General features: G+C 45.6%; 13 protein-coding genes. 1 reads left to right on the forward strand and 12 read right to left on the reverse strand.

All coding sequences use genetic code 11. The features are described 5' to 3' along the window. Positions 1–56: 56 nt before the first annotated feature. The 6 genes from KZ483_RS14635 to KZ483_RS14660 all read right to left on the reverse strand — a co-directional run bounded on the left by KZ483_RS14635 (position 57) and on the right by KZ483_RS14660 (position 7,598). On the reverse strand, positions 57–2,348 hold the full coding sequence (locus tag KZ483_RS14635) for a glycoside hydrolase family 127 protein (RefSeq protein ID WP_258881740.1): 2,292 nt from the start codon (positions 2,346–2,348) through the stop codon (positions 57–59). A gap of 243 nt (positions 2,349–2,591) precedes the next feature. After that, on the reverse strand, positions 2,592–3,473 hold the full coding sequence (locus KZ483_RS14640) for a MurR/RpiR family transcriptional regulator (RefSeq protein WP_220348086.1): 882 nt from the start codon (positions 3,471–3,473) through the stop codon (positions 2,592–2,594). Between the two features lie 39 nt (positions 3,474–3,512). Next, positions 3,513–4,334 carry a carbohydrate ABC transporter permease gene (locus KZ483_RS14645; protein ID WP_220348088.1) on the reverse strand — a complete coding sequence of 274 codons (822 nt, stop codon included), beginning with the start codon at positions 4,332–4,334 and terminating at the stop codon, positions 3,513–3,515. After that, a complete protein-coding gene (locus tag KZ483_RS14650) occupies positions 4,327–5,211 on the reverse strand; it encodes a carbohydrate ABC transporter permease (RefSeq protein WP_220348090.1) in 885 nt (294 codons plus the stop codon). The genes KZ483_RS14645 and KZ483_RS14650 overlap by 8 nt, the downstream gene beginning before the upstream one ends. Positions 5,212–5,298: 87 nt before the next feature. Next, positions 5,299–6,657, reverse strand: a complete 1,359-nt coding sequence (locus tag KZ483_RS14655) for an ABC transporter substrate-binding protein (RefSeq protein ID WP_220348092.1) — start codon at positions 6,655–6,657, stop codon at positions 5,299–5,301. Positions 6,658–6,905: 248 nt separating this feature from the next. Then, positions 6,906–7,598: an N-acetylmannosamine-6-phosphate 2-epimerase gene (locus KZ483_RS14660; RefSeq protein ID WP_220348095.1), complete on the reverse strand. Its 693-nt coding sequence runs from the start codon at positions 7,596–7,598 to the stop codon at positions 6,906–6,908. A gap of 294 nt (positions 7,599–7,892) precedes the next feature. On the opposite strand from KZ483_RS14660, the gene KZ483_RS14665 reads away from it, so the two are divergent. Further along, positions 7,893–9,644: an alpha amylase family protein gene (locus tag KZ483_RS14665; protein WP_220348098.1), complete on the forward strand. Its 1,752-nt coding sequence runs from the start codon at positions 7,893–7,895 to the stop codon at positions 9,642–9,644. Positions 9,645–9,811: 167 nt separating this feature from the next. Here KZ483_RS14665 and KZ483_RS14670 read toward each other — a convergent pair whose 3' ends face one another. The 6 genes from KZ483_RS14670 to KZ483_RS14695 all read right to left on the reverse strand — a co-directional run bounded on the left by KZ483_RS14670 (position 9,812) and on the right by KZ483_RS14695 (position 14,520). Continuing rightward, positions 9,812–10,579: an isocitrate lyase/PEP mutase family protein gene (locus KZ483_RS14670; RefSeq protein ID WP_220348100.1), complete on the reverse strand. Its 768-nt coding sequence runs from the start codon at positions 10,577–10,579 to the stop codon at positions 9,812–9,814. Positions 10,580–10,838: 259 nt separating this feature from the next. Beyond that, on the reverse strand, positions 10,839–11,351 hold the full coding sequence (locus tag KZ483_RS14675) for a DUF2199 domain-containing protein (RefSeq protein ID WP_220353458.1): 513 nt from the start codon (positions 11,349–11,351) through the stop codon (positions 10,839–10,841). A gap of 150 nt (positions 11,352–11,501) precedes the next feature. After that, the gene (locus tag KZ483_RS14680) at positions 11,502–11,918 is read right to left on the reverse strand and encodes an adenylate kinase family protein (protein WP_220348103.1); all 417 of its coding nucleotides are present in this window, start codon (positions 11,916–11,918) and stop codon (positions 11,502–11,504) included. Between the two features lie 125 nt (positions 11,919–12,043). Continuing rightward, positions 12,044–13,042 carry a phosphotransferase enzyme family protein gene (locus KZ483_RS14685; protein WP_220348105.1) on the reverse strand — a complete coding sequence of 333 codons (999 nt, stop codon included), beginning with the start codon at positions 13,040–13,042 and terminating at the stop codon, positions 12,044–12,046. A gap of 155 nt (positions 13,043–13,197) precedes the next feature. Beyond that, on the reverse strand, positions 13,198–13,818 hold the full coding sequence (locus KZ483_RS14690; RefSeq protein WP_220348107.1) for a hypothetical protein: 621 nt from the start codon (positions 13,816–13,818) through the stop codon (positions 13,198–13,200). Positions 13,819–14,094: 276 nt separating this feature from the next. Continuing rightward, the gene (locus tag KZ483_RS14695) at positions 14,095–14,520 is read right to left on the reverse strand and encodes an NUDIX hydrolase (protein ID WP_220348109.1); all 426 of its coding nucleotides are present in this window, start codon (positions 14,518–14,520) and stop codon (positions 14,095–14,097) included. Positions 14,521–14,612 lie beyond the last annotated feature (92 nt).

Consider the following 14,612-nt stretch of genomic DNA (forward strand, 5'->3'; position numbering starts at 1 on the left):
GGATGTTCGTTCATGAATTAGCAAATGTACAAATTCGTAGCGTTGAGTTAATCTTTCTACTCCCACTGCTCCATTTTAAGCCGGTCGACCATGCGGATTCCGAAGACGCCGCCAACCACGCCTCCATTAGCCGAAACGAACTTCACTTCTGTGTGTTCGCTGCCGCTGATCAGCTCGCTTGGAATATTGTAGAGCACGTCGAAAAGCTGTTCCGGGTGCGCCGCTTCAAGCTTCTGGCGAGCAATGGCGCTGCCATTGACGAGAATGTCGAATTCGCGCTCGTTCCGTCCGCGCTCGTTATGATAAGCGCCGTCGCTGCCAAAGTAGGTGACTTGCAGGACCATCGCCCTGTCAGGCGCGACTGCCATCCGATAGCTGAAATAACCGCCATTTTCCGCTACCCGATAGCCTTGCTGAGCGCGGACGGAATAGCCGGATCTCGACTCCTGCGACTGAATACCATGCTCGACCTCGGATTGCTGCTCATGCGGGCTGACGACGTCGATCGTAATGGCATGAAGCCGTTCCCGCTCCGCTTTCTCATGGTCGACGTAGTTCTCGTACTGTTCCTTGTTCATCATCGTCCAATAAATCGTATAGCGCTGATGATGCAATTCGTAGAACGGTATGAGCGTTACGCGCTGGCCGCCAGGTTCGCCCACAGCATCGGTGACGAACGTTAAAGCCGAGCCCTCTGCCGGCTTGATCCATTGCTTCACATCCGGCTCATCCGTCACCAGGATCGGAACGTTAATGAGCGGATGATGGTGCAGCTTGAGATGATTGTCCACGATATCGCATTCAGGGAACTGTCCTCTTCCGAGCGCGCCCGCGAGCACGACAGGACCGTACATGAAGCCGACTTTCATGTCGTCATCCTTCGCCCGGTAGACGTGCAAATCCATCGGCAGCGTCACTTCAATCATATCGCCGGCATTCCAAAGCCGTTCGATCTCCAAATACCCTTGTTCCGAGCTCGAGTAAGTTTCCGTTCCCACGACAGCCGTCACCGTACCGGCAGCCCAATACGGAATGCGAATGCGAAGCTTGAACCGAGCGTCCTGCGCTTCCTCCAGCACGATTCTCGCCTTATCCGTCTTCGGAAATTCCGTTTCCTGCCGAATGACGACATTGTGTTCCTTAATGACCGCTCTCGAACCGATGAACAAGTTCACGTAGACGCCATCGCTGTCGGTATGGTAAATATCGCGCTGATAAAGCGCCGGATTCTCCATCCCCGTGCCGGTGCAGCACCAGAACGACTGGTCGTGCGTGCCGTACACTTTGAAGTGGCCCGGTTCCGTCGATACGAAATACATTTTGGCACCGGAGTCCGGGTCCTGCGAAGCCAGAATATGGTTGTACAAAGCGCGTTCGTAGAAGTCCATATATTCGGCATCCGGCGACCAACGGAACAGATGCGCAGTCAGCTTCAGCATATTGTAAGTGTTGCACGTTTCCGCCGTCTCGACGCCCAGCTTCTCGGAATGTTTTCCCCTGAAATGCTCGAAAATGCTGTTGCCGCCGATGATGTAGGAACGGTTGCGCGTTACTTCCTGCCAGAAAAATTCGGCCATCTTCCGATACTTCTCTTCGCCCGTAATCTCAAAAATCTTGGCTGCGCCTATCACTTTCGGAATTTGAGTATTTGCATGCTTTCCTTCAAGCTCGTCTACGCCTCGGGAGAGCGGCTCCAGAATCACTTGATGGCAGAAGCGGATAGCAAGCTCCAGGTAATCCCGATTGCCCGTAATCAAATAAAGATCGGCCATCGCCTCGTTCATGCCGCCATGCTCGCAGATCAGCATGCGCTGGAACTGCTCGTCCGTCAGACGGTCGCTGCCTTTCTTTGCCCAATCGGCAAGCTTCACGACGACTTGCAGCGCCTTCTCGCTGCCGGTCAGCTTGTATACATCGATAAGGCCCGCATAAATCTTATGAATGCTGTACCAAGGCACCCATGATCCGCCGAGGCCGAAGTTGTGCACTTCAAATTCGCCGTCGCCGAAGAAAACGCGGTCGAAGCAGTCGCGCGCAAATCCGCTGACATACCCGTACGGATCGTGTGATTGCACGAATGCCAGCTCGTCAACCGCATAGTTCAGCTTCTGCAGTAGCGCTTCGTCTCCTGTAACGGCATACATCGCCGCGGCAGCCGACAGCCAGTGGCCGACGGAATGCCCTGCGATTGGCGTCGATTCCCAGCCGCCGTAACGCGCCCTCTTGGGCTGGAGGGATGCCGCCTCATAGCAGGGCGCAACCAGACGGTCAACGTCAATGTTTAGCAAATAGCCTTTTCCTGTTTGTTGCGATTGTTGAAATATTCCATCGAGTAGTGTCGTTCTCATCACGTTGTCATCGCTCCAATATATACGATTTGATTATTTGACACTACCACTTTATCATTATAAATAGCGGCTTTCTATGAATGAACCAAACTATTTCTTATAATATTTCACACATGCATAGATACTTTGCAGCGACCTATTCTTCCATTCTTTGATGAGAGGTACCCTGTTATAGGCCGGTACCCTCAAAACTTTCATCCAGCGGTAAGTCGCAACCTTCATTGCAGCTAAATCCCTATGATTTCAATACATTTTTTTTACAACGGATTTGGCGGTTTTTTCAAGGGAAACAGCTGTCTGTTCCTTTTTTCTAAGAACAACAAGGGTGGAGAGAATGTCCAGTACGTGTATTTGAGCCAGCTTGGATGAGAAGGCCCCTCCCTGTAGCGGTGTTTCTCTGGAGGATGCTAACAGAATGGCGTCTGCGTAATGCGTAATTGGCGCTCTCGCATGGTTAGTGATGCAGATGACAAAGGCTCCGTATTCTTTCGCAATTCGGATGGCATCGACCAGATCCTTGGTGCTCCCGGAGGTCGAGATCCCAACAACAACATCTTCCGGCGAGACTAAAGCGCAATTCATTGCGATAATATGAGAATCCGAAGCATAATCGACATTGAAGCCCAAACGCATAAAACGGTATTTTGCATCGGCCGCGGTGTTTCCCGATGACCCTACTCCGAAGAAATGGATTTTTCTTCCTGCAATTAGGGCTTCTGCAGCCCGGTGCAATTGGAATTCATCAAGAAGATCCCGGGTATCTGCCAGTGCCTTGCAGTTGTAAGAGGTGATTTTTCTCGAAATGGTGTGAGTATCATCCATTTCTTCTATCCGGCCGTGAATATTATCCGTAGGACCCACGAGATCTTGCGCCAAAGTCAGCTTAAATTCCTGATATCCCCGAAAGCCCAGTTTTCTGCAAAAGCGGATAACGGAGGTTTCCCCCACATAGGCCATTTCGGCCAAATCGGTGACAGAAGCGTACACGGTCTCCTCAGTCTTGGACAGCACGACATCCGCTACTTTCTGTTCCGCCTTGGTCAAAGAATTATATATGCTTGAAATCATCACCAACGGGCTTGCCGTGATTGTATATTTTTTCAACTTCTTTCTTCCCTTCTCCATGCACTTTATCGATTGCCTCCGATCGCTATACTACTCCACTTATCCTTTTACCGCGCCGACCATGCCGTTAATGAATTGTTTTTGAAGCAGTAAAAACACGATAATGATAGGGATTACAGAAATAACCGTACCGGCCGCAATGTAAGGAAAGTTATAGCTGAGTTCACCTTGCAAATATTGTAACGCAGCGGTTAAAGGATATTTATTAGGGTCGTCCAAAACAACAATCGGCCATATAAAGCTGTTCCAGAAAGCCATGAAATCGAAAATCACAATTGTTGCGATAGCCGGCCGTATCATAGGAACCATAATGTTCCAGAATATACGAAATTCGCTTGCGCCATCGATTCGGGCTGCATCTTCCATTTCTTGAGGAATAGTGATGAACGCTTGTCTTAATAAAAACACGTTAAAAACAGTCACGGCGGATGGCAGTACGATGCCTAGCAGCGTATTATACAGTCCCATCTTTTGAATAATGAGAAAGTGAACGATCATTCCTGCGCCGTTTGGCAATATCATCGTGCTGATAATGGCATAAAAGATAAGATTGCGGCCGGGAAAGCGGAAACGGGCCAACGGATACGCCATAATTGTGCATGTAAGCAGGTTAAGTCCGACCCCCATTGCCGTCATTAACACAGTGTTCCAGATATTAGTCCAGAGCGGCATAATATTGAATACATCGATAAAATTTTTGAAAGTGATAGGCCAGGGAATGAACTGGGGAGGAAACTGATAGATATTGGCATTGACTTTGAGCGAGGTTGACAAAAGCCACAGAAAGGGACCCAGGCAAAAAAGTGCGGTAAGAATCATCAAGGTGTAAAGTACCGCTGCACCTGCGACTCGGTTAACCATAATAGTTTAACCCTCCCTTCTTTCCGTACTTGAACAGTATGATCGAGAATAACATGACGATTAAGGAAACAATCAATCCAATCGCGGCTGCGTAACCGAAATCAAAATCCTGGAAAGCTTTGACATACGTGTATACTCCGGTTACCATCGAGGCATGGGCGGGGCCTCCGCCGGTCATGATATATACTTCATCAAATACACGGATGGCCGACATGACCGACAGCAAGGAACAAAGGAGTACAAACGGTTGAAGCAGCGGAATGGTAACGTGCCGGATTACTTGGGCGCGATTCGCTCCATCAATTTTCGCAGCTTCTTGCAGCTCTGACGGAATAGACTGCAGGCCGGCCAGGTAAATCATCATATAGTAGCCAAGTCCTTTCCAGACGGTTACGAACATGACGGCATAGAGGGCCGTATCCGGGTTCGCAAGCCAGGCGATATTGCCATTGGTAATACCTGCACTCTCTAATATGAAGTTAATTATCCCTTTCTGTTCGAACATCCATTTCCAGGCTATCGCTGCGGCGACCATCGAAGTCACTACCGGCACGAAGTAGGAAACACGAAAGAAGCGGACTCCCTTAAGATTGTTGTTTACAAGGATCGCCATGCATATCGATAGAATCTGAATGACCGGAACGACAATGATATATAGAATGGAATTTTTCAAAGCGAGTAGAAAGTCAGGGTCGGAAAAGGCGCGTTTGAAGTTGGCAAGTCCAATCCACTTTGTCTCACCTATAACCGAGTAGTTGGTGAACGTAAGAGGGAGACCGTAGATAATAGGGTAAAAGGTGAAAATGGCCATTAATAGGAGTCCGGGCGCCATCATCAAGTAGGCAAAGAGATAGCGGCGGTTGCGAGTGTTCAACATAACTTCCTCCCCTCCTGTTCAAAGGTACATATAGCCATAAGTAATGCGAGGGAGTGAGCATAGGCCCACCCCACTCGTTAGTTCCTATTAATAATTGGCGTTAATTTCGTCCAATTTCTTCTGCATCTGTTCTTCCGCATTTTTGAGCGTCGCTTCGGGGGTCTGCTGCCCGAGAAGCATCTTTTCCCACTCTTTCGTTAAGATCGAAATTAATTCACCCTGATCCGGAACGCCAAACGTAATATCAATGGCCCGGGGCAGGCTTGCAGCGGCAATGACTTTAGCTTTGGATTCCGGATCCTCCCCGGACTCAGTGAAGAACGGATCCTTCGCCGCTTCCTTCGTCGACGGGAAGATGTTGACAACCTTAGCAAACTCAAGCTGGGACTCGTCGTTTGTAATATAGTTGGCAAAAGCTATCGCTTCTTCATGAGTATCACTCATGGCAGGAACGACTACATTCATCAAAGGCGCATGAATGTTTCCGGATGATTGAGTGGGTACATCCGCAATCAACGTATTCGCATAAACATCCGCAGCATTCTGTTTGACACGGTTCAAAAACTGGGAACCTGTAATCAACATTGCGACTTCTCCGGCCTGAAATTGATTGAGTGCATAAGTATACCCGCCGGTAATGCCGTCCTTCGGTACCAGATCCTCGTCATAAAGAGCTTTCACCCATTTGGCATATGTCAAAGCTTCAGGTGTATTAATAACCACTTTCTTCTTATCTTCACTTATCACTGGAACCCCCGCATTCACCAGATCGGCATAAACGGCAATCGTTGGGATAAATGCATACTTGCCTGTCTTTTCTTTAATTGCTGCTGCATGCTGCTTCACTTCATCCCATGTTTTGGGAGGCGCGTTCGGGTCAAGCCCCGCCGCCTCGTAAATCTTTTTGTTATACATCAAAACGTGCGGAGCGATATACCAAGGAAACGCGAATGTGCTGCCTTGTATTGATGCTGACTTATACATCTCCTCAAAATAGATGCCGATTTGCTCAGCGGTCGCTTGTTTATTCAAATCGACAAGCGCCCCCTTGCTTGCGAGCGTAAGCGCCATGTTTGTATTCAGGTTTACAACGTCGGGAGATTTTCCAGCCGCAATAGAGGTCAAAAGTTTATTTTCAATGGCGGTGAACGGCAGATCCGTCCATTTAATCTTGACTCCCTGATTTTCCTGCTCGTATTTGGCAATTCTTCCATTGATGTAATCGTCAAAGTTAGGACTAAGCGCAATAGTCCAGAAATCCAATGTTATATTTTTGGGTGCAGAAGCCTGGTTGTTACCTTTCGAATTCTCAGATGCCCCGGAGCCTTGATTTCCCGTCTTTTGATCGGTTGTTTTACCCGTAGTAGATTGAGTGCAAGCCGAAAGGACCGATATAAACAACATCATAGCCAGCAGTATCGCGGTAGAACGAAGCTTATTTGCCATTCCTGTTTCCCCCTCAAAGATGATTTTATCGATTCAGGTCGTTTTCTCTTTGGTTTCAATAAAGGTATATTCAGTCATTCGGTGAAAATTACTGCTTCTTACAAAAATGAACATGGAGAAATTCTTCAAAAACGTTAATCCTTACTCTTGTCCATACTTCCAACATTGATAAACCGCTCCTGCCAAACCGGCCTTCTAATCTTGATTCCCCTATATCGATACCGATACTAAATTCCTGCGACACTGGGTCACCTCCCGGCGTTGTTTCGCTTCCATTCCCGGATTTCATCAACAAACCGCTGAGTAATAACCTGTGGTCTAGTGATGGCGGTGCCGACAACGACAAACGCGGCTCCGAGCTCAAGTGCCATTACCACTTGCCGCGGCTCCCATATTCGTCCTTCCGCTACGATTGGGACGGAAATCTTCCCAACCAGCTCCGATACGAGCTTGAAGTCCGGTTCCTCTTGCTGTGTGCTGTAGGGGGTGAACCCCGACAATGTGGTCGAAATAAAGTCCGCCCCCGCCTGTGAGGCACGAATTCCCTCCTCCAATGTGGAAATATCGCACATGATCTGCGCTCCTCGGTCTTTTATCGCCTTTATGGTGTTTGCAAGGGTCTTCCCATCGGGACGAACGCCTGTTGTTGCATCAATTGCGACGATATCAGCACCGGCATCAATGACATCTATGGCGTCCTTCAATGTCGGCGTGATATAGATACTGCTGTCTGCAATCTCCCTCTTGTTGATGCCGATAATCGGTAGCTCAGTCACCTTTCTGATTGCGGCTATGTCCTGCGCACTATTCGCCCGAATCCCAACGGCTCCTCCATGCTCAGCCGCTTTTGCCATAGCTGCCATAAGTTCGCTTCCGTATAGAGGTTCATGCGGCATTGCCTGACAAGACACGACCAGCCCTTTCATTATTGTTCGTCTCATCCTATTCTCCTCTCCCACGAAACCCGGGTGATTTTCACCATTTGACCCGACAAAAAAGATTTTTTTCTCCACAATGAACGTTATTCCATTTGGATCTTAAATATCCCGAGTAAAATACCTCAAATAAAGAAAGAAAATTTCATTTTGCATAAGGAAAGAGGAATTTTTCCCCATATGATGTCGTACTTTTAAATAAACATAAGAACTAAATCATCCGAAAAGTGGGGATTATAGAGGATGAAGGCTACGCGAACAAGAGTCAGCGTGTTGCTGTATAAAAAGGGAGGAATCCTAATGAGCCGTTATCGTAAAACTATTGTATTTATTTTGGTTATTTGCATGAGCATGGTGATCCCGTTTCATACACTGGGCGCAAACGACCCTTCCATCCTCGAAAACGTTGAGCATGATGCAGTCTTGGAAAACTTCATTAACGCACAAGGATTAGAGGTTAAAGGACTGAAAGCGCAGGAAGCCATTAATCAACATTACAAGGGCAATGCGGTCGCAGATAATGGCCTGAAGGCGAACATTCTGTGGTATGATCTTGCGGCTAATCTAAGTAGATTAAATACTCGCGAATCTGTGCGAGCCATGTTAGACAAGACCAAGAAAGCCAAAATAGACACGGTCGTTCTGGATGTCAAAAACTATACGGGATTTGTCGGCTACCAAAGTCAATTTGCCCCTCATATCAGCTCCAGCACAATTCCCAGATATCAAAATTTCTTTGCCCCTAATTACGACTTGCTTGCCACCGTTATCGAAGAAGCCCACTCCAGGGGGATCAAAGTACATGCGGCCGTCAATGTTTTCTCTGAAGGCAACAATGACTATAAAGACGGTCCCGCGTTCCGGCATCCGGAGTGGCAAACGCAGTTTTATTACGCGACTCAGGTCATTACCGCTCTGAGTGGTAGCCAATATGATCTCTTCGGTACTAATGTAGTCAGAGCGACCGATACGATTGTAAAATACACCTCCAACTATGCGAATAGAGTGAACCGCTGGGGACTTGAAGCCATCGTCATTGATAACAAAATCGTTGAAATCATCGACGGTGTGACTACCGGCCAAATCGGAACGGTCCCTGTGAACGGGTACATCTTGTCCGGACACGGTGCTGGACGCACTTGGATGCTGAGCAATCTGAAAGTCGGCGATACGGTCAATTTAAACCAATCCAAGACCTCAATTATTCCGGCCTCCCGCTACCCTACTTTCTCTACCTTCGTCAATCCTTTAGTTCCGGAGGTTCGCGAATATGAGTTAAACATCATTAAAGAAATTGTTACAAACTACGATGTCGACGGACTCGTCTTGGACCGGGCAAGATATTCGAACATTTACGCCGATTTCAGTGACCTAAGCCGCAAAGAATTTGAGAAGTATATCGGCAATGAAGTACAGAATTGGCCTTCGGATATCTTTACCGTGACTTTCACCGATACTGGGACGCAGATTATTGCAGGTCCCTTATACAAAAAGTGGATCGAATGGCGGGCGCATAACATCTTCAACTTCTTCGCAGACGCGAAAGCTTTGGTTAAATCCATCGATAATAATGTTGATTTCAGTACTTACGTAGGGTCGTGGTATCCTTATTATTATAGTGAGGGGGTAAACTGGGGCAGCCAAGATTATCATCCAAATGAACCATGGGCCAGCGAAGATTATCATAAATATGGATACGCCGGGTTGCTCGACTTTATCATGACCGGCCTGTATTACAGTGACATAACAATTGAAGAAGCCCTTGCATCGGGAAATCCGGAGTGGATGAGCGTTGAAGGCGCGGGCAATCTAAGCACCGAGGTAGTCAATCAGGATACCTTTGTATATGGAAGTTTGTATCTCCTGCAGTACCAAGGTCAACCGGAACGGTTCAAACAAGCGATCAAGAAGACGCTTGAGACAACCAACGGGATTATGATTTTTGATTTGGTCTATTTGGAAATGTATGATTGGTGGTACATTTTGGAGGACGTTCTGAAACCATCCCATCCGCCACATGAGAATAACGGATTGAACCGTTTAACAAAATAATGCGAGGAAATGCAAATAAACCTGCCGCCAAAGCTGCTTGGCGGCAGGTTTATTAGTTCCCAAAACTGCATAGATCGGCGTACCCGGCATATCATATTGTAATTTTATCAGTCAGTTGCAAATCTTCATCTGAAAGTAATGCTTGGTTGACCATTGGTATCTACATGTTATTCGAATAAGATTGAGGTATCACGAGAATCAAGCATCTCTAACGCACATTGCTCCAGTAACGTAGCGGTTTTACGGTACAATGCTCCTCCTAAACTTAGACGTCTTACTCCCAGTTTCTTCAACTTGTCACAATCGGCAAGGCCAGGAAGTGCCATTACATTCAGTGGTGCAGATGTGCAGGATGCGATTGTTTTGATTTCTTCTTCATGCTTTAGCCCGGGTACGAAGATCCCGGATGCACCGCTCTCCACATAAGCTTTCAACCGAGTCAGTGTTTCGTTGAGCGGATCTAGATTCAGAAGATAGGCGTCGATCCTAGCGTTGATAAAAAAATGAACGAAACCGTTATTGTCTAAGGCACCTCTTATTTTGGTAAGAAGATGGCATTGATCCGAGAGCTGCTTCAGCCCCGTTGCACCTTTCATCGAATCTTCGATGTTGATTCCGGAAGCCCCTAGATTTGCAACCTTCAATACGTTGCTGAGAATCGTCTCATCGTTATGTCCATAACCCGACTCTATATCAGCTGTGACAGGAATTTGTACATTATCAACAATTCGTTGAATCACGGAAAGCTGCAGTTCGAATTCGATCGCTTCCCCGTCCGCATACCCCAGACTGGCCGCTATCCCCCAGCTCGTTGTACCGATCGCTTTGAAGCCCGCCTTTTCGAAAACGCGTGCAGAAGGCAAATCCCATGCGTTTCCAAGCACCAACAGTTCATCCGACTCGTGTAGCTTTTTAAACAGTTCAATTTTGTTCATATTCTTTCCCTCCCTTTGTCTAAATCGTTTACCACAAACCAGAAAAAAGCAGACTGTCCCTGCAATCTGCTCCATTCCACTATCGTTCTCAGCTAACGCAATTGCTTTGCCCAAACTTCAGCCATTGTTGCGCCCTCAAGAAATTGCCAGATTCCATCATCTTCATCATGTGATACATATAATATGAAGCGTTTCTTCATCATCACCCCATATGTTGTAATTACGGCCGTACTTTGTGGATCTTGAAATGGCCAAAATGTCATTGTTCGTTATTTGAACATAGTTCTTCAGCTATCTGTTGAACACGTTCATATGTAACTCCAATTTTAGATTCTACCGCTAAAGGATGGTCTGTAGGTTCCAGTTCGATGTAAGGCCTTAGTCCATTTCCTCTAAGGTGTACAAATGCTTTTAAGCTTACTGTGTCGGGATAACAAGGCAAAGAAGTAGAAAGCCAACCATACATTGGCTCAAGTAATTCCTGGTTGTCCCAGAACTCCTTTGTTTTATTGAAATTAGCCTCGCTCAGAGAAACCCATACTCCCCAAATCAGGTGTTCATCGGTATCGATAATAGGAATTTCAATGCAGCCACGGATAAAATAATACTCATTATCCATAATACATAATTCTTCTCCTAGCTCAAACCTCTTATTCTGATCCTCGGGCGAGGCAATGTCGTAATAAACAGGTGCCGGGTTCCCGAAACTCGTCGGGAGTTCATCATGGTAAACACCACAGCAACTACATGTGTATCCTTTAATTTCAAACACCTCCCATGTATTGGACAAAACAGCCCGTATGCTGAACATTATATTGTTTTTAGAAAGGAATTCAATTTTCATCTGCGCCTTTTCAATCCGTTGAATATCGATATCATTTGCTTGCACGAGTTTATTGTTCTATCTATCTTTAAAAACATGTCATTTTTTTAAGACACTAAGTATATCCTTTGCGACATCATTAATATTTTTCAGACCATTAATTTTTTTAAAATTCCCTCGTTCACCGTAATAAATTTCTAGTTGTTTTGTAAGCTCATCATTCACCCTGAGACGTTCTTTTACCGTTTCTTCTCGGTCATCCTCTCGCTGAATGAGTGCCTCATTACAGGAGTCACATCGATCAATTATCTTTGGTGGATTACTTATTAAGTGGAAAGTCTCGCCGCAGCTTGCACAAACCCATCTACCGGTTAGCCGCTCAATCAGGATGTGATGATCGACATCTATATAAACAACGTTGTCAATGCCCCTTCCTTCTGATTTCAGATGGATTTCTAATGCATCCGCCTGAATTATATTTCTGGGGAATCCAATGAAAAATGGAGCAGCTGCCACGGCATCCACTCCACGCTATCATTATCTGTTAGCTCAATAAACTAATAAGAAATTAACCCTTATTCACCTCCCGAATAGACGGCCTTTCAGTCTTTTATCTTTCAATCTCCGTTAGCGCAATTTACTCATATATTATCCAATTGGTCCGGCAATGTTGCCCAATTATCTTCGATCCAATGCATTTCTTCGACAAACCGGCCAAGTAATCCGCGAAGCTCGCTTTCAATACGAACCTCCGTACGAAGCCACCAGATGGATTCGATCAAGTAAATCATGCTCATAGCCCGTGAAAGCATGCCTTGTGGTACTTCCAACTGTCCACGGTACCCATCCATAAACGCTCGAGCTGTCTCCATCCGCATCTGGCCGCCCCGCAAAGATCCTGACAAGACTGCACGGGCCACATCGATTTCCTGGTACGCCATCGTCATTCGGTCAAAATCAACAATGCCGGCCAATCCCTGCTCATGCAGCAAAATATTATCCACCCACAAATCCCAATGCAACCATCCGGCCTTGCATGGTTCAAAGATGCGAAAATCCATTGATTTTACAATGGCATGTGACCGACTAAGCCACTCCATTACAGTCTTATCTCCCGCCTCCTGCGCTTTCTCCCAGTTGCCCTGCCACTCTCGCAAATAGGCGTCCCTGTCCGGCTTCCAGGCAGGCTTGTCCATTGGTGGTACGGATTGTAGCCACTTATGCATTCGCCCAGTTGCCGCGCCTAGTTCAAACATATGAGCAGAATTCAAGCAGCCGGCTTGAGCAATATGTCCTTCGACCCAATCCAGCACTGTATAAAACAAACCCGATGGAGTTTCCTGTATGAACTGCCCGTTATAAAAATAAACCCTAGGGCAGGGTATTCCGGCTTTACTGAGCCCATGCTGCAGTTGGAGCGTCTTCTCGATTGCACTTCTTCTTTCAGGACGCGTGTGCAGCTTGTATCGCTCCGGGTGATAATACTTTACAAATAATGGCCCGTGGTCAGTTACCATCTTCCACTTGACGTTGAGCCAGCCCTTATCGATTAAGACCACTTCTCTCACGGATTGTCCGAACTGATCCTTAAGATGAACCGCGATTTCCGCTGCCCAACGCTCTTTCACTTCTTTAGTCATATGGTGGCAAACATAACCTTTCTTCGATTAGATTTTTAATGCAATTAAACCTGGTAACTTCAATAAAAAAAGCAGATTGCCGATAAAATCTGCTTACTCGAACTATATTATCCGTTTAGCACAAAAATGTTGATGTAAAACCAATACTCTTCCATTTATTTCTTGAAAAAGGTAGCCATATTATTAAAACCATAAAGGCTGTTACTGTAGAAAGTAATCGTTAGTCCTCTTGTATCTAATAAAAATTGTTCGTTCCAGTACTCAATCATAGGCGTCGATAATTCAGCCAGTTCTTTATTTGCAAAATATCCCAAAGAAACATGCGGTGAATAAGATAGCAAACATGTTTCTAAACCAAATCGCTCTTTGTACTTTTTAATAAGATTTTCCCTTTGTTTTTCAATCTTTTTCAAACGGATCTCACAATTAGCATTTGAAGGTTTCAAGCGAGCCACAAGGACAGAATTCCCCCATTTTATCAGTTTATCGAACTGGAATTCTATAGGTTCTTCCATAATGATCTTTAGCGGCTGACCGTCAACCTCAAAAAAATCACTTATATTAAGAAAGGAGTTAGATAAATCCTGTAGTAAGTCCTCTCCATCGAATCTATATTCGCGCGATACATTTTGAACATTGGCATCGTTAATGCCATCCCAAAGTGTCACATGATATGAATGAAATGGAAGAGGGCAAAATAAGTACGTGCTAACAATTTCAGGGAATAACGAAAGAGTTTGATTCAGCGTTTTGTAAAATTCTAATTCTGGAGACACTATATCACAACTTAACATCTTTAATTATCCGTTCTCATCCAGAGGCAACAAGCGGTCTGCCGGATTATCAAATAAAATGGAAAAACCTCTAAATGGGGACCATTGAGGTATAAACCCGGAAACTTTAGGATTGGTAATAAAAAACATAAAGAATGCTCTCCTTTAATTCATATTAACCACATTTTGTCACACTATGTCCTTACCAAAAACAAAACTCCTTTTAAACTATCGTTTCCGTCAGGTTAACGCTGTCCCTCGGAAAAAACTTATGGCGCTCTAGCAATCCTTAAGCGGAATGGAAAATTCAACATAAAAAGGATGAAGTTCTTCATTTAAGCAAAGCTCAATTCTCTGCTTGAAATTTCCCCAATTTACCATTTCAAATGCTGTTTCAATTGGAAAAAATCCTACTTCTAAAGACTCAGGGGTAGTTGTTAATTCTCCTCCGACTGGTCTGCCTAAAAATAAAGTGTTACAAATACAAGCACTTACATTTTGAAAAACACCACAAAACTTGATCACTTCTATCTCTATACCGCTCTCCTCCTTTGTTTCCCTTATCGCTGCATCTTTCAAAGATTCACCTTCTTCAACCTGCCCTCCTGGCATTTCCCATCCTCGTCTAGGCCCCCTTATCAATAATATTTCGTTACGTTCATTAACTACAATTGCTGCCGCAGAAACTATATGTTTTGGAGTCACTTCATCTTCCTCCCCTTTTTAAACAATGGAATGTGTGATTTGTAAGCCAGGGACTTTCTATGTTCGTTATAGGGAGAGCGAAAGGTTAATCC

Source organism: Paenibacillus sp. sptzw28, from assembly GCF_019550795.1.
Taxonomy (GTDB): domain Bacteria; phylum Bacillota; class Bacilli; order Paenibacillales; family Paenibacillaceae; genus Paenibacillus_Z.